Origin of the sequence: Gracilibacillus salinarum (genome assembly GCF_022919575.1) — a bacterium.
GTDB lineage: Bacteria > Bacillota > Bacilli > Bacillales > Amphibacillaceae > Gracilibacillus > Gracilibacillus salinarum.
The window spans coordinates 4,697,148-4,720,076 of record NZ_CP095071.1 but is presented as its reverse complement, the minus strand read 5'-3'; the positions used below and the strand labels follow the sequence as shown (position 1 = coordinate 4,720,076).

Genomic DNA, 22,929 nt, shown 5'->3' with positions numbered 1-22,929 from the left:
CAGCTACTTACCGTTCATCTTTTATGATTAAAAATGGTTCAGTTATTTTTTTCATTATTTTTCTTATGAACGAACTTAGAATATAAATCCGCTGCTTTGTTTTTCTCTATACTACTCTGGTAAAACTCGATCTTTGTATTTAATAATTCTAAGTTTCTTTTATATGTTTCTAACTTTTCCAATACGTTAGACCGGTGGTTAAGCAGGATTTCTAACATACTTTGAATCCCTTCCTCTCCGGATTCCCATAATTCAGTGTATTTTTTTAAATCCTCTAAAGACATTCCGGTTTCTTTCATATGCAAGATGAACTCAGCCCATAGCTTATTATCTTCTGAATAGCGTCGAATATTGTTGTTGTCTCTTTCAGGTACTACCAGTCCCTCTTTTTCGTAATACCTTAAAGTATGTTCACTTATACCTATTATTTTAGATAACTCACCAATTCTGTACTGCACCCTTTCCACCTCACTTTGTCAACGGTAACGGATATGTTCCTAATAGCATTTGTAAAGCGATCCTATTGCTACTCATTACTTTAAAAGTGCGTTTCATCGATATCAATTTGTGCTAAAGCATCGTTTATACTTTCCAATTCTGCAGGTAATAATGCTATGTTTGCACCAGCTAAATTCTCCTCTAATCTGTGTATCTTCGTAGTTCCAGGTATAGGAATGATGAAAGGTTTTTGAGCTAATTCCCACGCAAGGACAACTTGAGCAGAAGTTGCATTTTTTTGTTTAGCTACTTCCGCAATTACATCTAATAACGCCTTATTATGATCGATAACATCTGATCTGAATCTTCCCATGAAGTTTCTAAAATCACCCTCTTGATATTCTGTTTCTTTCGTGAATTTGCCACTCAAAAATCCATTTCCTAATGGACTGTATGCTACAAAGGCAATATTCAATTCCTCGCAAACATCGAATAACTCTTTTTCTGGTTCACGCCACATCATCGAATATTGATTTTCAATTGCTGCTATAGGGCAAACGGCATGTGCTCGTCTGATATAATCAATAGGGGCATTAGATAATCCCCACGCTTTAATTTTCCCCTCTTTTATTAATTCACTCATCGTTTCTGCTACGGTTTCTGGCGGAACGTCTGGATCGACACGATGCTGATAATATAAATCTATACAATTTACTTTTAACCTTCGTAACGAACCCTCTAATTGTTCTCTAATTGATTCCGGTTTACTATCTAACATATTTTGAGGTGTTCCGTCTATGACTTCCTGACCGATAATTCCAAATTTCGTTGCGATGATGACTTGATCTCTAACAGGGGACAGAGCATAACCTAATAACTCTTCATTGGACTCACCATAGATAAATGCTGTATCAAAAAAATTACACCCTAACTCAACAGCTTTACGAATTAACCGAGTCATTTCTCCGCGATCTGCTGGCTTGCCATAAGCATGGTCCATTCCCATACACCCTAAACCGATTGCGGAAACGTTTAGCTCCGTATTTCCGAGTTTTCTCCATTGCATGCCTTGTTTCCTCCTTTTCCGTTTATACAGTTGGCTAAAATCTTTAATTAAAATCTTTTAACTCTTTTTCTTTTGGTACGACATGACTTTGATAATTATTAATTTTATAATCTAGCCGTTCTAATGCGTTTTTAATCTGATTCATTCGATATTGAAGTTCTTCTCGCTGGTCTTTCAGCAATTCGACTCTCGTAGAAATGGTATCATCCCCGGAGCGAAAAAGTGCTAAATACTCGATTAAGCTTTCAATAGATAATCCTGCACTCCTCATTTGACGGCTAAATTCAATCCAGCGTATATCCTCTTCATCAATCATACGCACTCCGTTCTTATTTCGTTTTATTGGTGGGATTAACCCTATTCTTTCGTAATAACGTATGGTATCAGCAGAAACGTTAGTTCTATTACTTGCTTCCTTCATATTCATTTTTGTCACTTCTTCCTTTGATTATTTATCGTTAATTCATAATGTTTCATTCTTTTACAATCCAGCTACATAGAGAGACCAAAATTATCAATAGGATTTACACCTATGTTATCTTGTCATATTAATAGTAAAGGTTGGAGTATACTCTAAGTCAATAACAAAATAGATTAATTTCTTGACTTGAAGTACACTTCAGCCACTATAATCAAAATAGATTAAACAAAAGGAGGAAGCAAATATGCAATATACAAAACTAGGAAATACTGGTCTCGATGTATCCCGAATTTGTCTTGGTTGTATGGGGTTTGGTGATCCAGATAGATGGATTCACCCTTGGGTTCTGAAAGAAAAAGAAAGTCGACCAATTATAAAACATGCGTTAGATTTAGGCATTAACTTCTTTGATACCGCTAACATTTATTCAAATGGAGCAAGTGAAGAAGTGGTTGGAAAGGCGCTAAACGACTTCGCGAATCGGGATGAAATAGTTCTTGCCACAAAAGTACACTTTGGCAATGATCGCCCTAATGGCTCCGGCCTTTCGCGGAAGGCGATTATGACTGAGGTTGACAAAAGTCTACAGCGTCTTGGAACAGATTACATTGACCTATATCAAATACATCGCTGGGATTACCATACTCCAATTGAAGAAACGATGGAAGCATTACACGATGTAGTAAAGGCTGGTAAAGCTAGATACATAGGCGCTTCTGCTATGTACGCCTGGCAATTCCAAAAAGCACAGCATATAGCTGAAAAGAATGGCTGGACTTCCTTTGTCTCCATGCAAGATCATTTAAATCTTATCTATCGTGAGGAAGAAAGAGAGATGCTACCTCTGTGCAGAGAAGAAAAAATTGGTGTCATCCCTTATAGCCCTCTGGCAGCCGGAAGATTAACTCGTGACTGGCAGGAAACTACCGAGCGTTCTAAAACAGATGATGTACAAAAATCAAAATACGATCCTACGGCACAGCATGATAGAGTAATAGTTGAACGTGTGGCTGAAATTGCAGGAAAATACAATGTCCCGCGTGTCCAAATTGCCCTTGCCTGGTTATTACAAAAACAACCAGTATCTGCACCTATTGTCGGCGCAACAAAAGTGTCTCACCTAGAAGATGCCGTAGCTGCACTCACTGTTACATTGACACCTGAAGATATAGCCTATTTAGAAGAACCGTATGTACCACATCCAGTAGTAGGTGCACTATAAAGCAACAGCAAGTGATTAACTGTCCTAAAATTCTATAGAAAAACCGGGCATAACCCGCCCGGTTCTAATCGACATAAATGATATACAACTACCTGTAATATGGATTTTTCAACTAGCCATTGCTAGCCGAGCATCCATATTTGTGTTTTGCAAAGCAGATTGTTAGAAGATTGCAATCAGAAAGTGAGAATGTTGCAACTTGACACGGAGCCTCTGTGAGCATGAATGATTAGCCAAGAAGCCAGCTATATAAAGGCTTGGCTAACTTAAAAGGGTATCATGCTCACTTCTCCGTATAAAGTTGCAACGCCTTAATCCCATTACAATATTCATAACTTTTACTTTGCATTAAACAATATTGAGATATTTAATGTGCTCGGATACCGCTCTGTCCAACCACTTCGCGTCCTGCCGGTCCTATTTTCGTAGCTTTACTAAGCAGATAAAATATATCAAAATGACACATTCTGCAACACAGCCTTTTTTTACATAATCCATTTTCTCTATATAGAGCTCTAATGGGTTACCTTTAATCTTCTTTCTCCCTAATTCACCAAGTTGATAGACAGCTCCCCATTCTTCACTTTCTTGTTTATTAGGATTTCTCTTATCAAATAATTCAATTTGAAATCCAAATTCGACAGCAGCCATATGTAGCAATAATGCACCTATCGAGTTACCTTCCTTAATTGGTAAATAATCCAACTGTTCAACAGTCAATCCTTTAACCGTATTTAATGTTGTAAATCTTGCATGAAGAAAGACATAGGTTAGCTCCACCTCTGCCATGTATTTGACCCACTTAGGACATAATTTTGATCCACCATTGCCAAGTGGGAGCCAGTATACATACTTCCAACCGCCACCACCCTTGACCTTGTTTGTGTCCGTGGTAGTGGTTTTGATGGCGAATGGCAAAAATAAAGACTTTGAGGCTCATTCGTATCAATAGCGTACCACGGACAATCACTTCTAAGTTCCGCTGGCAGGGCCCCGACCCCTTCCAGCGATAACTAAGAAGTGGCACGGCGGTCAAAGGCAAGCAGCTAAAGCTGTGGTTAAGAAGTGTATATCACTGTGGATTGGACCACCTTTGTCACAAATCGATCATTTCCTTGTCACAGGTGGATCAAAAAGATGGCACAACTGGATCAATTTGATGGCTGTAATCAAGGGATTTCTTTAGATTGGCTAGTTAACGGTTCATCTATTATTGATACAACATATACTAAGTCGGAGGTATTTAAGGGGATTTTGGATTTATTACCTAAACAAATTTAGATAATCAAAATGAAATATTAGAGAAGTTTAAAATCAGACGCAATTCTTTAGACCAATTTTACAACGTATATCTTGCTGAATTTTTCTTGACGGCATTTTCTCAAGAAGAAAAAAAACTTTTATATTCACTGATATTTTTAAAGCCTAGTAAAGCAAGCTATGTTAGAAAAACTCAGATTACGTGATCAGGTATAATTGGCCTAATAAAATAAAAGCTTCTCCTAATTTGAAGAAGCGTAACTCTACTGCTTGCTATTAAATACTTGATATTAATATTTCTACTTTTTTATCTGTATAAAAACTCTTCTAATTTTTCTTTGAAAATCATATTTTCTATGCCTGGCTTTAGAGTAGCTACACCAATCGAATGATTTTCATCATTATCAAAAGTTTCGTAAGCTTTTATATAAGTTGGACATAGTGCTATAACAACTTCTACTACATTTTCTCGTCTATTACGGATATTATAAATATTATTCGCGTATAACTTCAATTGTTCTACTACTTTACTTTTATTCGCAGTATTTATATGTTTTTTATTCCAAAACCTTTCGGCAGAGCTATACTTCGCATCTAAAATGATTGTCTTTTGAAAAACCCCATCTTTATATACATCTATTCTGAAATCTGGTTTATTTCTCTCTGTCCTTATCCAATAAGGACAGCCATCTCGTAAGGCTACTTCAGGTGATTTTCCAATGGCTTCATTAAATATAAGCTTTAGGGAGTAGTTATCATTTTGGAACACAATACTTGTACCATCTGGAATAGCAGGAATCGTTACCTTTTTATGTTCATTTGAATTATCAAAAAACCATCCTTTAACTGGTGTGAATTCTAACTCTTTAAGACATTTAACTATTTTAATCATACACCAATATTCATATAAAACTTCAGTGGATTTCCAATTATAGTCATAAAGATCTTCAATTTGATTTTGCAATTGGCCGTTAACTAACAAAGCTACTCTATAAAAATTATTATAACCAGGTGTTTTTATAAATTGCTGAGATACCCTAACGTTATTAATTTGCTTAACATTTTTTAAAAAGGTCGTATTTTTAAAATGCTGCAAATTATTTTGGAACTCTATTATATTATTTTCAAACTCAATTATATTTAATAATTGCTGTTCTCTATTATTTATTCTTGATTCCCTACCTAATGTCTTATATCGATTATATCTATTCAATTCATCAATTTCATTTTTGAAAAATTTTTTAATATCCGAAATATCAATAAGGGACTTTCTTAGAATAAATAAGAAATCCTCAATTGTCTTTACAAGATATTGGTTAACTTTATTTGCATAATCCTCATCCATTTTATAAGAATATATTTTTTCATTGGACGAAACATATCTATTATACAAAGCTGCACTATGCCTTAACTGATTAAGCTTCATGGACTTACTATCTAATTTCCCACTTTTAGAAAAGGGTATTTCACTATAGTTTTTAATTAAACTTGTATAAGGATTCTTTTTAACAATGTCCATAGAATACTTTAAAAGATCTTTATTTTTCAAAATTAGATAAGCATAATCTAAATATGTTGGATCAATATCTCTACAATCCTTTAGAATTTCTAGTGACTTATTTTTTCTCACCCAATCTCTAGCCAGTCCTTTTACATTAGATTCAATTTCTTTAATCATTTGATAATGTTCATCGATTTCCAGATTATTAGGATTAATTAAAATCTGACTATAATATACACTTTCACCCGATACAACTTTAATTTTGTACACTCCGGGAATCAAAGGACTGCCAACATCGTTATCAAAATGACGGTGAATGAAAACTTCTTTATTCTGTGTTATAAACCCTGCATTTTCGATACCAAGGGTTACGTCATCTTCAATTTCATCAATAAAATCAAAGCAATCCATATATAATCTAATTTCTTTTTCACTTATATCATCAGAAGAAAATCTAACAGCTAAATTATCATATTCTTTTAGCCCTAAATCAACGATAAATACTGGGTTAGAACTTGTAGTGAACGTTTCTAAAGCTTTTAAATATCTAATATCCCGAGCAGTATTAAGATATGATACAAATTCAATTTTAAAAGGCACTACCTTTTCTATATCATCAATAAGTATAGCCATATAAATTCAACTCCCGAACCTTACGATTAAGAGCACCTGTAGTTATTGGGAAATTAGATTCATTTAGAATAGATATTAAAGTTTCTTCTTCATTCATTAGAATCTCTTTTAACTCATCAACAGTTCCTCTAATTTTAGGAACAATCTTTTGTGCTATTTGTAAATCAAGTGCTACCGAGCGGTCAAAATCAAGATTTTCAGGTACATTTAACATATACGAATTAATATGATCTAACACACGGAACCCGATTCCTTTCGAAGTATCCTCCTTAGTCAGAAGCCTGTTTATATCATTTAAAACTTGTATTTCGCTTGATGTTAATCCTAATTCAGCTTTATCTTTTGTCCAATTATTATAATCTTGATTGTCTACAACTTTATTATCTTGTTTAAATGAATTGACACTTTGATTATCTTGTTGCATTAAATTTATCCAATTATTAATATGATTATTTGGGATACTGAATTCTATAAAGTTAGCACGATCTAAAACTTTATCGGATAATGACTCTGTTGTCTCATCATTATTGATAGTTCCTACAAATAAAACATTGGGTAAAATAATTATTTCATGTGGATATTGTTCTCCATTAAGTACACGCCCAACCAGCTTTTTACTGTATAAAGAAATTTTTCTTTCATGTCCTTCTAACTCTAAAACACTCAAAAATTGTGAAAAATAATGCTCTACTTTAGCTAAATTCATCTCATCAAAACAAACTAAGTAGACATTATTTGGCTTATTCTTAGCTTCTATTAATATATCAATTAGGCCTGATTCAGATGGTCTGTAAATATTATTAATATTATCTAAAAATCCTATTAAATCTGTGTCATCCTTCCAACTAGGCTTTACTGGTATTAGTTTAAATTGCTGTAATCCTTTATTTTGTATTCCTAAAGCTTTAGCATACTGATCTACTAACTGTGTTTTACCCGTACCTGAAGGACCACTTAAAATTACTAGTCTTCTAGTTTTTAAAGCTGTATGAAAGTTTATAATTTGATTCTTTTCAAAGACCAAGCCCTTCTCCTTCAAATTATTGAATAACTTATTTAGAAATTCTTCTTCGGGAAACCTTTCCTGCTCCAAATCACTTTCATGATCATCTACAATAACTTTAGTTTTAATTTCTTTATCTAAAGTTACTTTCATTCCACGTTTGTTTAAGCCTTCATTTAGTATTACATCAAAAAAGAATTCGTCATCAATATAAATCGCATGCTGCTCCACAACTAAATGATCTTGATAAGCTTCAAAATCAATAGGTGATTTTTTTACTTCATCATCTATAGTTACATGCCAACCGTCATTTAATTTTTCAAAGTATGAAAACTCTCCATATATGTAATCTCCAGCAACAATACAAGAAGTTGTTATTCTATCTAAGTATTCGTAATTGCTTATAGCTTGCGATGTGAGCAGTCTTTTTTCAAAATTATACTGATTGTAATCTGTAAATATTGGTACTGTAATTAAGCTACCTGGTGCTTTATTATAAATTCCACCTGGCTTATCAATTATTTTTAATGTGTTATTTGAAACCTTTATATTCTTTTCACCAAAATTATTTTCTTCCAAATAAGGTTTAAAAATAAAAAGCTTATTCGCTGCAAATTCTGCAAACTTATCCTCATTAAAAAAGTTATTTTGGGCTATATTAGTCCATTCTGATGACTTAATTTGAATACTTTTCCCTAATGCAAATTTATTCTTAAATACATTCTGATGTTCAGAAGGAATATCATCAGTATTTAATATTTCTAAGAAAAACTGAAACTGATTAAAATCTGTATTACTTGCTCTAACTGGTTGTAGATTCGGATAAATTGACTTTAGGCTAGGTTCAAGAGCTAATACGCCCACTAGATACACATTTAATTCCATCTATTTCTCCACCTTATAAATTAGTATAGAAACTCGTTTGTTAATTGTATTATAGCACTTATTTGAACCTACAAAAAAGGTGCATTAAGGAAAATAAACATATCTATTCACACTTATTCACTTTAAACAATTTCTAATATCACCAGCTAAAATTCTTGTACCAGCAGCACCTTTTATAAATTTTAGATCCCCATGTATTTTGCATTAAACACCTTCCTCTAAGCAGTCGAATGAAAACGACTCGTACTAAGTAGATTCTCAATTCTTTACTAAAAATTATTTAAACTCAACCATAAAACTTCCTAAAAAGAAATAAAGCATAAAGCTTCCAAACGGAAGTTTTATGCTTTATACCACATTCACAAATAAAAAAACCACCAATTATGTATTGGTGGAGACGGTGGGACGTGCACTTCCATGCTTTCGACATGGCACTGACTATATCATGAACCTGATAATCACAGGCCCTTCGGCGTATTATGCAAAATGTAAATTTTGTTATAAACAAGTATTTTGCATCCTAGTACTACCTTGCTGGCAGCCTATAAGTCGATACACGGCTGTTGGATTCCTCCACATACCGCTCGGTGTTGCCTTATCACCTATAAGGTGACTTAGATTTCACCGATAAAGCCGAATTATCACTCATGTGTTGCCACACGAGGCGACTATTAACTAATCGAACCCACGTCCAGAGATATCGGCACTCAGGCGTCTACACGCATAGTTGGTATATTGCGCTTTCGCCAGCTCTTCTGCCTACCAACAGGCGTCCGAGTGGCTAGCCTGATTAGTCTCTTCTATCCTTCCCCAGGCGGAGGATGATAGCGTAGCCCACTAATAAGTGAGACCCTTCAATCTACCACATGGGCGATGGTAGGAAGGATCCTTCAGCAGTGCTTACGCAGCTGCTAAAGAGTAATTGTTTTCTTTGCCAGTTATTATTGGCGTTAACGTTTTACGAGTCGTAACCTCGACGCGCAGCCTGAGCTCGACCTATCCCTGTCGAATCCGTAACGTCCCCATATATAAAAGGGCACACGGACAGAGCGTAATTGCTCATCATATTAAATTATAGATGTCCTGCCGATTTATACTATTATAACACAATTTCTTTCAGATTCAAGGAATTACAACTGGGAATATTTAGTTCATACTATCTTTTATCGCTCGATCCATATCACGTTTCGCCTGTTTTTGTTTCAAGTCCTCACGCTTATCGAATTTCTTCTTCCCTTTACCTAATCCGATCAAAACTTTGGCAAAACCATTCTTGATATATACTTTAAGCGGAATGATAGAATAACCTGCCTGTTGGCTTTGACCGATCAGCTGATCAATTTGCTTACGGTGAAGCAACAGCTTACGTGCTCTTGTCGGCTCATGGTTATACCGATTCCCTTGCTCATAAGTAGAGATATGCATGTTATTGACATATGCTTCTCCTTGCTTAATAGTCGCAAAACTGTCTTTCAGATTTACTCTGCCTGCTCGGATTGATTTTATTTCCGTTCCCTGTAATACAATTCCTGCTTCAAAGGTATCCTCAATAAAATAGTCATGATTTGCTTTTTTATTTTGTGCAATTACTCTTCCATCTTTTTTTGCCATAATCCGTTCCTCCTACTGTTACGTAAAATACATTTTAACAAAAAAATGAGAAACGTGCGAATATTATTAGAAAGAAGAACTGGGATAGCCCTAATCTTGCTGCAGCCTATCCCAGTAACATGTGTTTACCTCTTCTTTTTCTTCTTCCGACCTTGCTTCTTATTATTGTTTGGTTTAGCTGATTTTTGTGATTTTTTTGCTGTTTTCTTAAGTCCACCTTTATCACGATGGGCTTGAATCACTTTACCTTCTGGTTTTGAGCGTCTTTTATTCGGCTTCATCCCGACAATTTCAAAATCGACTGAGCGCTCATCCAAATTAACCTGTGCTACTTTCACTGTAATGGCATCGCCGACTTGAAAGACATTGCCTGTCCGTTCACCAATCATAGCATATGCACGCTCATCAAAATGGTAGTAATCATCTGTTAAATAGCTTACGTGAACAAGGCCTTCCACTGTATTTGGCAATTCTACAAACAACCCGAAATTGGTAACAGAGCTGATCACACCGTCATACTCTTCACCGATCTTATCTTGCATATATTCTGCCTTTTTCAGGTCATCGACTTCACGTTCAGCATCTACAGCTGCACGTTCTTTTAAGGAAGCCTGTTTAGCTATATCCGGCATTTTATCTTTCCAATGTTGTCTTGTATTTTGATCTAGTTTCTTTTCAATCAAATACGTACGAATTAATCGGTGTACAATTAAATCCGGATAACGACGAATCGGTGACGTGAAATGGGTGTAAAATTCAGTAGCTAAACCGAAGTGCCCAATTCCTTGCGGGTCATATTTCGCTTGTTTCATGGAACGAAGCATTAATTTGGAAATAATCATATCTTCTTCTGTACCTGTTACTTCATCTAATACATTTTGCAATGCTTGTGGATGAATTTCATTAGAAGTACCTTTGACGACATATCCAAATCTTGCGATGAATTCAAAGAACGTTTGTAATTTTGCTGGATCAGGATCTTCGTGAATACGGTGGATAAACGGAACATCCATCCAATGAAAATGTTCAGCAACTGTTTCGTTAGCACAAAGCATAAATTCTTCAATTAATCGCTCCCCAACGGAACGTTCCCGAATCACAACATCTTCTGCTTTACCTTCCTGATCGACCAATACTTGTGCTTCTTTAAAATCGAAATCAATCGCACCACGGCCAAAACGTTTCTTCCGTAATACCTCTGCTAGTTCTTCCATGTCCTCAAACATCGGCACTAGAGATTGGTATCGATCGATTTGCTCTTGATCTTTATCCACCAATATTTGATTAACTGCCTTATATGTCATTCTTTCTGTCGTATTGATAACTGCCTGAAAGATATCATGATTAACGACTTCACCTTTTGGACTGATTTCCATGTCACAGCCTAATACAAGTCGATCCACTTGAGGATTTAATGAACAAATCCCATTAGAAAGACGATGCGGAATCATCGGTATCACTCGATCCACCAGGTAAACACTTGTCCCTCTTTCGTAAGCTTCACGATCGATCGGTGAGTTTTCATCGACATAATGCGTAACATCGGCTATATATACTCCCAGTTTATAATTACCATTATCTAATCTTTTAACTGTTACGGCATCATCTAAGTCTTTAGCGTCGGCCCCATCGATCGTTACAATTGTTTCTTCCCGTAAATCTTTACGACCTTCTAAGTCTTCTCCCGGTATTTCCTTGGAAATATTCTCTGCCTGATTGAGTACATCTTCAGGGAAATCAATGGTAATTCCATTCTTATAGATGATCGATAAAATATCCATACCTGGGTCGTTTTTGTGACCTAGAATATTTATTACTCGCCCTTCCGCACTCATTCGTCCTTCTGGATATTTTGTTATTTCTACAATAACTTTATGACCGCCTACAGCACCTTTTGCTTCACCTTTCGGTACAAAGATATCATTAGGAATACGTTTGTCATCGGCAATAACAAAACCAAATGCGCCATTATCCTCATATGTACCGATTATCTCGGATGTAAATCGTTCGATGATACGGACGACAACACCTTCTGCCCGTTTACTCGTGTCATCATGATGATCCACTCGGACAAACACTTTATCACCATTCATAGCAGATCCAAGGTCAGCATGGTTAATGTATACATCATCCAGTCCTTCCTCCTCTGGAATTAAGAAGGCAAAACCTTTCGCGTGCATTTGAATACTACCTCGGATTAAATTCATCTTCTCTGGTAGTCCATAACGGTTTTTACGAGTCCGAATTAGTTCTCCGGCGTTTTCCAGCTCATTTAAAGCTTTCATTAATTCAGTAAATTGTTCTGATTCTTCTACTTGCAATACCTCTTCCATTTCTTGAACCGATAAAGGTTTGGTGGCATTTTCGTTAAAATAGTTGAGAATTTGTTGTTGCATAGTTGACATGATTTTTACTCCACCTCTTTCACTTTTTTTCTTTTAGTATGGCTATTACCAGTCAAGTGATTCGAAAAAAGCAGCGATATCTTCGTGTAATTGATCCTTTGCTTTACTAAATGTAATCGCATGACCAGCATTTTCATACCATTTAATTTGTTTATTGTCTGATTCAACATTCTCATAAATATAGTTAGCACTGTCAGGATTGATCATTTCATCCTGTTTAGCTTGTGCTACAAGAGTTGGTGTATACAATATATCGATATTATCCTTTACCCTTGTGATAGATTTCTCAATCTCTTTAAATAAATCTTTTGATTCGTCTAACAGTTGTTCTGTTTCTTGTTGGACGGTTACTTCATCTTTTCCTTCTAATTGTTTAAATTCTTTAGCAAACTGTCGGAAACCAATTGTTAATTGTGATTCGTTATCAAAGAACATTGGCGAACACATCGTCACAATTCCTTGCACAGGATTATTACAAGCAAGGCGTAATCCTAATACTCCTCCAAGGGATAAACCTGCGACCGCTATTTTTTGATACCCTTGAGCTTGTAAATAATGATAAGCATCCTGTACATCTTCCCACCATTGTTCTGCCGTAGCTTTAATCAGATCTTCAGGCGATTTCCCATGCCCACGGTATATCGGTGCATAACACGTATAGCCTTCATTATTTAAATGCCTCGCTAACATTCGTACATCTGCAGAATGACCTGTGAAACCATGTAGTAGTAATACCGCACGTTCGTCTCCTTTAAACATAAAAGGTTCTGGTTGTTTTCTTTTCATTGTTGTTCTTGTCCCCTTTCGGTCTTTCTTTTCTAAATATTTCTAAGTGTACTATATTTTACGCTTTGTTACGAAAGAAAACACCCTCTGCACTTCGCAAAGGGTGTTTAACATCTAGCAAGTATTATTTTATATAAGATAAGCAAGAGCAAATGTAAGTACAAACAGGATTACAGAAGTAATAATTGTTCCTCGGTGTAAGACAGCGTCAATCCCTCTCGCTTTTTGCTTACCAAATAATTGTTCAGCACCTCCAGAAATAGCTCCAGAAAGCCCTGCGCTTTTACCAGATTGTAATAATACAAATACGATTAGTACAATAGCATCAATAATTAATAAAGTCATTGCAACGGCCATCATGTTGCAAACCCCCCTTAGACGACAAATCAATACTTACAATGTAGCAAAAAGAAACCAAAATGGCAAGCTATTTTTATAGGATTCGTGGTAAGATGTAGAAAAAAGGAGTTCGTTTATTATGATAGAAAACCGTTATTGGCTTGAGACATCCGATCGGCAATCATTATATGTGAGAAGTTGGCAAAACAAAACAGAACCAAAAGCTGTTGTTCAACTGACACACGGCATGGCAGAGCACATCGAACGCTATCATGATTTCGCTGTGTTTCTGCAGGAGCGCTCGTTTATCGTATATGGGCATGATCACCGTGGTCATGGTCGGACTGGGAATAACGCTGATTCACTTGGACATATAGCAGATCAAGATGGTTTCGAAAGCATGGTTGAAGATACCATTACTGTTACAGAATGGATCAGCAAGAAACACCCAAGCCTCCCTGTTTTTCTAATTGGACATAGCATGGGGTCTTTCGTCAGCAGGCGCTATATGACCATCAGACCGGAACTGCTTAATGGTGTCGTGTTGATTGGGACAGGGTTTCAACCAAATGTGTTATTACATGCAGCTAAATTTCTGGCTAAAATCATTTGCTCGGTACAAGGAAAACAAACACCGGCCACTCTGTTGCATAAACTTTCTTTTTTTGGCTATAACAAGTATACAGAAAAAAATAACGAATTTGACTGGCTTTGTACGGATAAAAGCATTATTGATAAGTATAACCAAGATCCTTATTGTGGTATCACACTTTCCAATCAATTTTTTTATGATTTATATGACGGATTACTTTCTATTCAATCCACCAAGCAAACAAAGAAACCTTCATGTGACTTGCCTCTTCTTCTATTAAGCGGTAAAGAAGATCCGGTTGGAGATTATGGCAAAAGCCTGAAGAAAACTGTAAGGTATTATAAGTCTAGAGGAAACAACAATATCGAGCATACATTATATGTTAATCGCAGACATGAGATATTGAATGAAACGAACAAAACAGAGGTCTTTCTAGAAATTGCTACATGGATTGAAAAGCAAATGGCTTGTCACAAAGACACACAATCCGTATAATGAGCATGTTACATGATAATATCCCTTGAAATATGACCTATATTAAGAGTAAAATTAAGGTGAAGTATTATCTTAAAACAATTTTTATTAGGAGGTTTTCTATAATGGCAGTAGAAAAAACAGTAACAATTACAGACGAAACAGGAGTACACGCACGTCCAGCAACTGTACTAGTAAATAAAGCAGGTAGCTTTGCATCTGATATGAACTTAGAATACAATGGCAAATCCATTAACTTGAAATCTATCATGGGTGTTATGTCTCTAGGTATCCCTCAAGGTGCAGAAATTAAAATTATTGCAGACGGTTCTGATGAGCAAGAAGCTTTAGACGCAGTAGTTGACGTTATCAAATCAGAAGGTCTAGGAGAGTAATTCATCCATGAGTCAATTAACAGGTATAGCAGCATCGAATGGAATAGCTATCGCTAAAGCATACAAATTAGCTATTCCTGACCTTTCTTTTTCTAAAGAGAAAGTAGAAGACACAAACGCTGAAATAGAACGTTTAACAAAAGCTCTAGACATTTCTAAATCAGAATTAGAAAAAATTAAAGAGCATGCTCGTACCTCACTTGGTGACGAGCATGCAGAAATTTTTTCTGCTCATTTACTCGTACTTAGTGATCCGGAATTAATTAATCCTATCAAGGATAAAATTGAAACGGATAATGTCAATGCGGAATTTGCGTTAGATGAAACAGCTCAGATGTTCATTCAAATGTTCGAAACAATGGACAATGAATATATGCGTGAGCGCGCTGCTGATATTAAGGACGTTACCAAACGTGTAATGGCCCACTTATTAGAGGTCAATTTCCCTAACCCCGCATTAATTGACGAAGAAGTTATTGTCATCGCAGAGGATTTAACGCCATCTGATACGGCACAATTAAACAAACAATTTGTACAAGGCTTCACAACAAACATTGGTGGCCGTACTTCTCACTCTGCTATCATGGCTCGCTCATTAGAAATTCCGGCAGTCGTTGGAACTAAAGATATTACCGAGCAAGCAAAAGCTGGAGATATGTTAATTGTAGATGGAATTGATGGTCAAGTTATCATTAATCCTACTGAGGATGAAATTGCCAGCTATCAACAGAAGCAAGAACAATTTGAACAGCAAAAGCAGGAATGGGCGAAATTAAAAGACGAACCTACTGTATCTAAAGATGGTGCGCATGTTGAACTAGTAGCGAACATCGGTACACCGAATGATGTAGAAGGTGTTATGAATAATGGTGGTGAAGGTGTAGGTCTTTACCGTACAGAATTCCTTTATATGGGAAAAAATGAACTTCCTACAGAAGACGAACAGTACGATGCTTATAAATCTGTCTTAGAGCAGATGGGAGATAAGCCCGTAGTTGTCCGTACATTGGATATTGGTGGAGATAAAGAACTTCCATACTTAGAACTACCGAAAGAAATGAACCCGTTTCTTGGTTATCGTGCCATTCGTTTATGCTTAGAGCGAGATGATATTTTCCGTACACAGTTGCGTGCATTACTTCGTGCCAGTGTCTACGGAAATTTGAAAATTATGTTCCCAATGATTGCTACACTTGATGAATTCCGTCAGGCAAAAGCAATCCTACTAGAAGAAAAAGCGAACTTAACGAATGAAGGAATCAAGGTTTCCGATGATATTGAAGTTGGTATAATGGTTGAAATTCCTTCTACTGCGGTTATTGCTCGTCAATTCGCGAAAGAAGTCGATTTCTTCAGTATTGGTACAAATGATTTAATTCAATATACGATCGCAGCTGACAGAATGAATGAACGTGTTAGCTACCTTTACCAACCTTATCACCCAGCAATCCTTAACCTGGTGCATAATGTTATTGAAGCAGCACATGCGGAAGGAAAATGGGCTGGTATGTGTGGTGAAATGGCTGGAGATTCCATCGCGATCCCTATCCTCTTAGCATTAGGCTTAGATGAATTTAGTATGAGTGCAACCTCTATCTTACCGGCACGGACTCAAATTCGTGATCTTTCTAAAGAAGAACTTGCTTCTTACAAAGATCAGTTATTAGGTATGAGTACAGCTGACGAAGTAGAAGCATTCGTACGTGAAAAAACGAATCAATAATGTTTTGGACTCAGACTTATGTCTGGGTCTTTTTTTATAAGCAAAGAAAGTATATAAGTACAGTCGTAGAAGTAATCATGCTGAATAGGAAGATAGGTTCCTATAATATGGATTATGTTAACTAGCCATCACTGCCAAGCATCCATATTGAGATATTTAATGTGCTAGGATACCGCTCCGGCCAACCACTTCGCGTCCTGCGGGGCACGGCTGGAGCTAACTTTGTGAAGAAGGGCACTTCACAAAGCGGATCTCCAGCACCTGCATGTCCCGCGGGAGTCTACGTGGTTGGCCTACGCTGATGTATAGCTCCACAATTTATGCGACATCTAGGATATGAAGCATTATCTGCAAGATTTACACCTTAATTGATGAAATACATCGCCTAGCACGACTGCTTTTTGCTGTTACATAAGTTGTAGCACTTCCCTCAAGCGTAGGAAATAGGCGGAGACTCCCGTGGAATCAGCGCGAGCTGAAGATCCACTTATGAAAGAAAAGAATTTTCTTTCATAAGTTAGCTGAAGCCGTGCCCACAGGACGCGGAGCCTATTTCAGGAGCTTTGCAACGCAGATAAAATATTTCAAAATGACCGTTTTGCCATACAGCCTTAGTTAACATAATCCATATTATGGGAAGTTGCTTATTAATGAAGTCAATTAGGACCGGGCGGGTTATGGCCGGTTTTTCTTATACGGTAGAAAAGTATAAACAATTAAAGCTTTGTACCACTTTCTAACATGAACAGCCATGCGCCCAGAAACTATGCGACTTCCTTCACCACCTTACGATAAAGAAGACTTACCGATTGGTGATAACCAGAGCTTTTGTCGCCATTGTGGCCTAGGGTCAAAGTCATCATGTTCACCGTGATGCCGCCCAGTCGCTACGTTTCTATCGGCCGCTTGCGATTTTCTTCTATAGCATGCTTCAACAAATGGGTGATCTTCTAAAATTTGTCCTGCTACCTACTACAAGTTATGTTACTAAGTTTATGCTTTATTTTGAAATGATGAATCAGTAATAAGTTAGCTAACATTATTTGTGTAATTTCTTGTTAAACACGAGCGAATTGAGCTCGAAATTTTTGTGTTTTGGATAACTTATTGTTGAAAACCTTATCATTTATTGTAATACAAAATACTTGTACTTACAAGTGTTTTGTATTCTTAAAATTTCCATTTGTTTGAACGGTTCATTAACCATAAAAAATATGGTGCACCTATGATGGCAACGATTATGCCTGAAGGAATTTCTTTTGGAACTAATAAAGTTCGGCTCAGCACGTCAGCTATCATAAGGAAAACAGCACCCAATAAAGCGGTAGCTGGTAATAATTTTTTATGAACCGGACCTAATAACAAACGAGCAACGTGCGGAGCTATTAATCCTACAAAACCAATGGTACCGACAGTAGCGACACTTGCAGCTGCTACTAAAGAAGCTAATAGCGCCATATAAAACCTTGTTTTTACAACCGCTAATCCTAGCCCTTTTGCTGTATCGTCCCCAAGTGCTAACGTATGAATACGATCACTTACAATATATACGAGGGGAACTAATATCACCAGTGGTCCTAGCAAATAATAAACCAATTCCGTCCAGCTAGTTGCATAAGTTGTACCAGATAACCACGTTAGTGCAGAGGCTACTGCCATATCCGACTGAACGACAATTATTTGAATAACTGCTGAACCAAACGCTGAAACACCTATCCCTAAAAGCGCCAGTAATGCAGGTTGAAAGTCGGCTTTATACGCTAATGCCATGACAATTAGAAAAGCAATTACAGCGCCCAGAAATGCACCTAGTGGCATCCATACAGCCGAAACAGAGCCGATATAGAGAAAGAGAAGAGCTCCGACACCTGCACCCGATGTAATTCCAATTACCGATGGATCTGCAAGCGGATTGCGCAAAACACCTTGAAAGATATATCCGCTTATTGCCAAAAGGATCCCACTACCCGCTGCTACCAATAATCTAGGTAATCGTAAATCAAGTGCCATATCTTTTATAAAAGGATCCTGATTATAAAATATCGCCTGAAATGTTTGGTACAATTCCATACCATTATTACCTGTTGCAACACCAACAAACAATGTAATTATTGCAATTATGAATAGTGTGGGTAACATCCATTTTTGTAAAGTTGGGGTGTATAATTGGCCTGCCAAAATAGCCGTATCTTTTTGACTGTATTGTTTATTCCGTTTCTTCATAATAAGCCAAATGAGCCAGGGCGCCCCAATAAATGCGGTAATCGCTCCAACAGGTAATTCTGAGAAACTAGGATCTATCACCCTAGCGAGAACATCTGCACCTAATAGTACATTGGCTCCCCATAAAAACGAACCTAGTATAATAACAAGATGCTTTTGAAAACCTAGTAATTTAATCAGGTGCGGTGCTATCAACCCAACAAAGCCGATTGGACCAACAACACTAACGGTTACAGAGGTAAGGAACACCGCAACTAATACTGCAGCTATACGCATTAATTGGACATTTTGCCCAAGGCCTTTTGCGACATCATCTCCTAATTGAAATATATCAAGTGATTTTGCAATAAGCATAGAAACAAAAAGACCTATTACAGTAAACGGTAAGACAAATTGCACACCACTCCAGTTATTTTGGACAAGTGTCCCCGAACCCCATAAAAATAAACCAGCTGTTTCATTTTCAAAGAATATCTGTAACAAAGAGGTAAATGCCGAAAACATCATCGTTATGACCATACCAGCCAACACCATCTTCACTGGGCTGGCATGTACGACACCTGCTAAAGTATAAACGAGAAAAGCAGTAAGTACACCACCAGTAAAAGCAATGAGGAGGCCACTCCATCCGTTTGTGGTGGTCATAAATACACTGGCAAACACCACTGCAAAGTAAGAACCTGAGTGAATACCGAGCGTACTTGCTGAAGCTAATGGATTTTTTGTTATTGTCTGTAAAAGCACTCCAGACACAGCCAATGCCCCACCAGCAAGGACACCCATCATAGCTCTCGGCATCCTTAGATAGCGAATCGTATGATGCTCGATTATATCCTGAGGATTAAAAATTGCTTGTAACATGATAGCAGCAGGAATGGAAACACTCCCCTGCTGTAAATGAATAAATAATAGCAAAAGTAAAAGGACGGTTCCCCCTCCAAAGGTAAGAACCGTTTTCCAAATGTATGAGTCTTTTAGGATGTTCATGTTATCACTTCGCTTGTACTAATGCTTCCTTAATTTGATTGGCAAACACTTCTGCGGATAATGGTCCACCAAATGTCCACGTATCACCTGGCAATTGATATGTTCTATCTTCTTTTACAAAGGCAAGGTCTTCCCATGCGGGATTTCCTGCCAGTTGATTGGAGAAGATATTGTCATCTTCTTGTACGATATAGAAAAAGTGCGCATCTTGTACCGTTTGTAATGCTTCTACACTCGTTTCATCGAACCCGTATACTTGGAAACCATCGGATTGATAAGCATTTTCAAGTCCTATCTCAGTCATAATTTCTGTTGCCATTGCGTTATCTTTGAATAATCGAATAACAGGAGAATTTTCAGAGCTGTACGCTTGTGATAAAACAAATTGCTTATTCTCCACACCTGCGTCTGAAATTTCAGATTCTATATCAGTATACGCTTGAGATAAATCACTCAGAATTTGATCTGCTTCTTCTTCTTTTTGTACTAACTTGGCAATCTCTTTAAAAGTAGATTCCATTTCTTCATATTGAGTGCCTGCTCCTTCTTCCGGGTAAGCATTATAGGCCAATGTAGGGGCTATATCTTTTAAGCTGTCAAGGATCCCTTCATGTCGAGAACTTGCTGTAATGATCACATCAGGGTCTAACGCATGAATCGCTTCCAGGTTTGGCTCTTGACGGGTTCCTACATCTTCCACATCCTCACCTAATGCAGGCTCAATGTTAATCCAGGAATGATATCCTTCCATATCCGCCATACCGACAGGTTGTATCCCTAATGCTAACAGATCCTCTGCATATACCCACTCTAGTACAACAATGCGCTCCGGCACTTCCTCAAACGTTTGCTCACCATATATATCAGAGACGGTAATAGAAGTTTCTGCTGCGTCAGCTGTGTCTTCCGTATTTTTTGTTTCCTTATTATTTTCCCCTTCTTCACTGGCAGAATTGTCATCGCTTCCACAAGCAGCCAAAAATATTGCGAATAAAACTACTGTAATAACTAACAATAATTGCTTTTTCACTATGTAGATCCCCCTATTTTTAATACTTTAAATGAAAAAGATAATCATTTTCATCACTAAAAATATTACCTTAGAGAACAGTTCATGTCAAGATGATTTACGGCTAGCTATTACGGATTATGTAAACTGAGAGCTTAGATGTTTATTTTGAAATGGTGAATGTGCCAGGATGGAAACTCTGCAATTTTTCTAAGAGCTATGATTTCACCGTATTCATACATAATAGCATTTAACATGGTCTGGGACCAGTATCGCTTCATAGTGAGAGCATCCGCGGCACAAGGCGAAGCAGTTAAGAGAGAAGCCTAATATGAAAGCCGTTCCTCACAGGACGCGAACTGGTTGACTAAAAGGATGTCCCGCCACATGAATCATGTCAAAATTACAACCTCAGCTCAGTTAAGATAATCCGTCATATAAACAGCCAAATCTTTTATATCACAATTCAGCAAGCATATAAAAAAGCACCCCAACTAAGGGATGCTTTTCTTTCTAGAACTTATTTGTTTAAGTTGTAGAATGCAGTCTTTCCAGCGTATTTTGCTGTTCCAACAAGCTCATCTTCGATACGTAGTAACTGGTTGTATTTCGCAACGCGGTCTGTACGAGATGGTGCACCTGTTTTGATTTGACCAGCATTAGTTGCAACTGCGATATCAGCGATTGTTGCGTCTTCAGTTTCACCAGAACGGTGAGAGATAACTGCTGTATATCCAGCGCGTTTAGCCATTTCAATTGCTTCAAAAGTTTCGGTAAGCGTACCAATTTGGTTCACTTTAACAAGGATAGAGTTACCTACACCTTGCTCGATACCTTGTGCAAGACGTTTCGTGTTTGTAACGAATAAGTCGTCCCCTACTAATTGAACGCGGTCACCGATGCGTTCTGTTAAGATTTTATGACCTTCCCAGTCATTTTCATCTAAACCGTCTTCGATAGAAACGATTGGGTATTTGTTAACCATTTCTTCATACCATCCAACCATTTCTTCAGAAGAACGTACAACACCTTCACCTTTAAGGTTATATTTACCATCTTCATAGAATTCAGAAGATGCTACGTCCATTGCTAATTTCACTTCTTCACCTGGCTTGTAACCAGCTGCTTCGATCGCTTCGATGATCGTTGAAAGTGCTTCTTCATTTGATTTTAAGTTTGGTGCGAAACCACCTTCGTCACCAACACCAGTGTTATAGCCTTTGCTGCTAAGTACTTTTTTCAAGCTGTGGAATACTTCTGCTCCCATACGTAGTGCTTCACGGAACGTTGGAGCACCTACAGGCATGATCATAAATTCTTGGATATCTACGTTGTTATCCGCATGCTCTCCACCATTTAAGATGTTCATCATTGGTGTTGGAAGAGTTGTTGCATTGAATCCACCTAAGTAAGTGTATAATGGTACACCTAGGTAATCTGCTGCTGCATGTGCTGCTGCCATTGATACACCAAGGATTGCGTTCGCACCTAATTTACCTTTGTTTTCTGTACCATCAAGTTCTAATAAAAGTTGATCGATTACTACTTGACGAGTCACATCGATACCCATTAATTCAGGCGCGATTACTTCGTTTACGTTTTCTACTGCTTTTAAGACACCTTTACCTAAATAACGGTCTTTGTCACCATCACGTAATTCTACTGCTTCGTGTTCACCAGTAGATGCACCACTTGGTACAAGTGCAGAACCGAATGCTCCTGATTCTGTATAAATTTCTACTTCAACTGTCGGGTTACCACGGGAATCTAATATTTCGCGTGCGTAAACATCTGTAATATATGGCATAATTATAATTCTCCTTTTAATTGGTATTTTTTTAAGGGTTAACAGGCAGATGATCAAACAACTTCCTGCGCACTATGCTAGCAATAGAAATGCAACTCGCTCCTGCAGAAGGCTTCCTTACTTGCATTTCTTTAGCGGCATTTTTGTTG

18 protein-coding genes and 1 other RNA gene are annotated in these 22,929 nt (G+C 37.2%); 5 read left to right on the top strand and 14 right to left on the bottom strand.

The window, feature by feature from the left end:
• Positions 1 to 38: 38 nt before the first annotated feature.
• The 3 genes from MUN87_RS21870 to MUN87_RS21860 form a co-directional block, all read right to left on the bottom strand.
• Positions 39 to 458 (bottom strand): MerR family transcriptional regulator, encoded by a 420-nt coding sequence (locus MUN87_RS21870; RefSeq protein ID WP_244743957.1) that lies wholly within the window; start codon positions 456 to 458, stop codon positions 39 to 41.
• 80 nt (positions 459 to 538) lie between these two features.
• Complete coding sequence (locus MUN87_RS21865; protein ID WP_244743956.1) at positions 539 to 1,504, bottom strand: aldo/keto reductase; 966 nt, start codon at positions 1,502 to 1,504, stop codon at positions 539 to 541.
• A 43-nt stretch (positions 1,505 to 1,547) separates the two neighbouring features.
• Complete coding sequence (locus tag MUN87_RS21860; RefSeq protein ID WP_244743955.1) at positions 1,548 to 1,931, bottom strand: MerR family transcriptional regulator; 384 nt, start codon at positions 1,929 to 1,931, stop codon at positions 1,548 to 1,550.
• Positions 1,932 to 2,169: 238 nt separating this feature from the next.
• Between MUN87_RS21860 and MUN87_RS21855 the strand changes: the two genes are divergently transcribed.
• Entirely contained in the window at positions 2,170 to 3,147 is a 978-nt protein-coding gene (locus MUN87_RS21855; protein ID WP_244743954.1) for an aldo/keto reductase, read from the top strand.
• A 417-nt stretch (positions 3,148 to 3,564) separates the two neighbouring features.
• On the opposite strand, the gene MUN87_RS21850 is transcribed toward MUN87_RS21855, so the two are convergent.
• On the bottom strand, positions 3,565 to 3,936 hold the full coding sequence (locus MUN87_RS21850; protein ID WP_244743953.1) for a mycothiol transferase: 372 nt from the start codon (positions 3,934 to 3,936) through the stop codon (positions 3,565 to 3,567).
• Between the two features lie 348 nt (positions 3,937 to 4,284).
• Here MUN87_RS21850 and MUN87_RS21845 point away from each other — a divergent pair, with 348 nt between their 5' ends.
• On the top strand, positions 4,285 to 4,428 hold the full coding sequence (locus tag MUN87_RS21845; protein WP_244743952.1) for a hypothetical protein: 144 nt from the start codon (positions 4,285 to 4,287) through the stop codon (positions 4,426 to 4,428).
• A gap of 286 nt (positions 4,429 to 4,714) precedes the next feature.
• Here MUN87_RS21845 and MUN87_RS21840 read toward each other — a convergent pair whose 3' ends face one another.
• The 7 genes from MUN87_RS21840 to secG all read right to left on the bottom strand — a co-directional run bounded on the left by MUN87_RS21840 (position 4,715) and on the right by secG (position 13,591).
• A complete protein-coding gene (locus tag MUN87_RS21840; protein ID WP_244743951.1) occupies positions 4,715 to 6,541 on the bottom strand; it encodes a nuclease domain-containing protein in 1,827 nt (608 codons plus the stop codon).
• Positions 6,525 to 8,429 carry an McrB family protein gene (locus tag MUN87_RS21835; RefSeq protein WP_244743950.1) on the bottom strand — a complete coding sequence of 635 codons (1,905 nt, stop codon included), beginning with the start codon at positions 8,427 to 8,429 and terminating at the stop codon, positions 6,525 to 6,527. The genes MUN87_RS21840 and MUN87_RS21835 overlap by 17 nt, the downstream gene beginning before the upstream one ends.
• Before the next feature lie 676 nt (positions 8,430 to 9,105).
• Positions 9,106 to 9,445, bottom strand: a transfer-messenger RNA (tmRNA) gene (gene ssrA, locus MUN87_RS21830).
• A 130-nt stretch (positions 9,446 to 9,575) separates the two neighbouring features.
• Positions 9,576 to 10,040 carry an SsrA-binding protein SmpB gene (gene smpB / locus MUN87_RS21825; RefSeq protein ID WP_244743949.1) on the bottom strand — a complete coding sequence of 155 codons (465 nt, stop codon included), beginning with the start codon at positions 10,038 to 10,040 and terminating at the stop codon, positions 9,576 to 9,578.
• A 125-nt stretch (positions 10,041 to 10,165) separates the two neighbouring features.
• Positions 10,166 to 12,445, bottom strand: coding sequence for a ribonuclease R (gene rnr, locus MUN87_RS21820; protein WP_244743948.1), 2,280 nt, complete (start codon positions 12,443 to 12,445; stop codon positions 10,166 to 10,168).
• Between the two features lie 45 nt (positions 12,446 to 12,490).
• Positions 12,491 to 13,231 carry an alpha/beta hydrolase gene (locus tag MUN87_RS21815; RefSeq protein WP_244743947.1) on the bottom strand — a complete coding sequence of 247 codons (741 nt, stop codon included), beginning with the start codon at positions 13,229 to 13,231 and terminating at the stop codon, positions 12,491 to 12,493.
• 129 nt (positions 13,232 to 13,360) lie between these two features.
• Positions 13,361 to 13,591, bottom strand: coding sequence for a preprotein translocase subunit SecG (secG, locus tag MUN87_RS21810; RefSeq protein ID WP_244743946.1), 231 nt, complete (start codon positions 13,589 to 13,591; stop codon positions 13,361 to 13,363).
• 118 nt (positions 13,592 to 13,709) lie between these two features.
• On the opposite strand from secG, the gene MUN87_RS21805 reads away from it, so the two are divergent.
• The 3 genes from MUN87_RS21805 (at position 13,710) to ptsP (ending at position 16,754) form a co-directional block, all read left to right on the top strand.
• The gene (locus MUN87_RS21805) at positions 13,710 to 14,657 is read left to right on the top strand and encodes an alpha/beta hydrolase (RefSeq protein WP_244743945.1); all 948 of its coding nucleotides are present in this window, start codon (positions 13,710 to 13,712) and stop codon (positions 14,655 to 14,657) included.
• A 104-nt stretch (positions 14,658 to 14,761) separates the two neighbouring features.
• Positions 14,762 to 15,031 (top strand): phosphocarrier protein HPr, encoded by a 270-nt coding sequence (locus MUN87_RS21800; protein WP_244743944.1) that lies wholly within the window; start codon positions 14,762 to 14,764, stop codon positions 15,029 to 15,031.
• A gap of 7 nt (positions 15,032 to 15,038) precedes the next feature.
• The gene (gene ptsP / locus MUN87_RS21795) at positions 15,039 to 16,754 is read left to right on the top strand and encodes a phosphoenolpyruvate--protein phosphotransferase (protein WP_244743943.1); all 1,716 of its coding nucleotides are present in this window, start codon (positions 15,039 to 15,041) and stop codon (positions 16,752 to 16,754) included.
• A gap of 1,170 nt (positions 16,755 to 17,924) precedes the next feature.
• On the opposite strand, the gene MUN87_RS21790 is transcribed toward ptsP, so the two are convergent.
• From MUN87_RS21790 to eno, 3 genes are all read right to left on the bottom strand, one after another.
• Positions 17,925 to 19,964, bottom strand: a complete 2,040-nt coding sequence (locus MUN87_RS21790; protein WP_244743942.1) for an iron ABC transporter permease — start codon at positions 19,962 to 19,964, stop codon at positions 17,925 to 17,927.
• 4 nt (positions 19,965 to 19,968) lie between these two features.
• A complete protein-coding gene (locus tag MUN87_RS21785; RefSeq protein ID WP_244743941.1) occupies positions 19,969 to 20,994 on the bottom strand; it encodes an ABC transporter substrate-binding protein in 1,026 nt (341 codons plus the stop codon).
• Between the two features lie 499 nt (positions 20,995 to 21,493).
• Positions 21,494 to 22,780 carry a phosphopyruvate hydratase gene (eno, locus tag MUN87_RS21780; protein WP_244743940.1) on the bottom strand — a complete coding sequence of 429 codons (1,287 nt, stop codon included), beginning with the start codon at positions 22,778 to 22,780 and terminating at the stop codon, positions 21,494 to 21,496.
• Positions 22,781 to 22,929 lie beyond the last annotated feature (149 nt).

Excerpts from the sequence above, each read along its gene's own strand:
- MUN87_RS21860 (WP_244743955.1), bottom strand. The coding sequence starts at position 1,931 with ATGAATATGAAGGAAGCAAGTAATAGAACTAACGTTTCTGCTGATACC.
- ptsP (WP_244743943.1), top strand. The coding sequence starts at position 15,039 with ATGAGTCAATTAACAGGTATAGCAGCATCGAATGGAATAGCTATCGCT.
- MUN87_RS21865 (WP_244743956.1), bottom strand. The coding sequence starts at position 1,504 with ATGCAATGGAGAAAACTCGGAAATACGGAGCTAAACGTTTCCGCAATC.
- rnr (WP_244743948.1), bottom strand. The coding sequence starts at position 12,445 with ATGTCAACTATGCAACAACAAATTCTCAACTATTTTAACGAAAATGCC.
- MUN87_RS21850 (WP_244743953.1), bottom strand. The coding sequence starts at position 3,936 with ATGGCAGAGGTGGAGCTAACCTATGTCTTTCTTCATGCAAGATTTACA.
- MUN87_RS21835 (WP_244743950.1), bottom strand. The coding sequence starts at position 8,429 with ATGGAATTAAATGTGTATCTAGTGGGCGTATTAGCTCTTGAACCTAGC.
- MUN87_RS21800 (WP_244743944.1), top strand. The coding sequence starts at position 14,762 with ATGGCAGTAGAAAAAACAGTAACAATTACAGACGAAACAGGAGTACAC.
- MUN87_RS21840 (WP_244743951.1), bottom strand. The coding sequence starts at position 6,541 with ATGGCTATACTTATTGATGATATAGAAAAGGTAGTGCCTTTTAAAATT.
- eno (WP_244743940.1), bottom strand. The coding sequence starts at position 22,780 with ATGCCATATATTACAGATGTTTACGCACGCGAAATATTAGATTCCCGT.
- secG (WP_244743946.1), bottom strand. The coding sequence starts at position 13,591 with ATGATGGCCGTTGCAATGACTTTATTAATTATTGATGCTATTGTACTA.
- smpB (WP_244743949.1), bottom strand. The coding sequence starts at position 10,040 with ATGGCAAAAAAAGATGGAAGAGTAATTGCACAAAATAAAAAAGCAAAT.
- MUN87_RS21805 (WP_244743945.1), top strand. The coding sequence starts at position 13,710 with ATGATAGAAAACCGTTATTGGCTTGAGACATCCGATCGGCAATCATTA.
- MUN87_RS21855 (WP_244743954.1), top strand. The coding sequence starts at position 2,170 with ATGCAATATACAAAACTAGGAAATACTGGTCTCGATGTATCCCGAATT.
- MUN87_RS21845 (WP_244743952.1), top strand. The coding sequence starts at position 4,285 with ATGGCACAACTGGATCAATTTGATGGCTGTAATCAAGGGATTTCTTTA.
- MUN87_RS21790 (WP_244743942.1), bottom strand. The coding sequence starts at position 19,964 with ATGAACATCCTAAAAGACTCATACATTTGGAAAACGGTTCTTACCTTT.
- MUN87_RS21815 (WP_244743947.1), bottom strand. The coding sequence starts at position 13,231 with ATGAAAAGAAAACAACCAGAACCTTTTATGTTTAAAGGAGACGAACGT.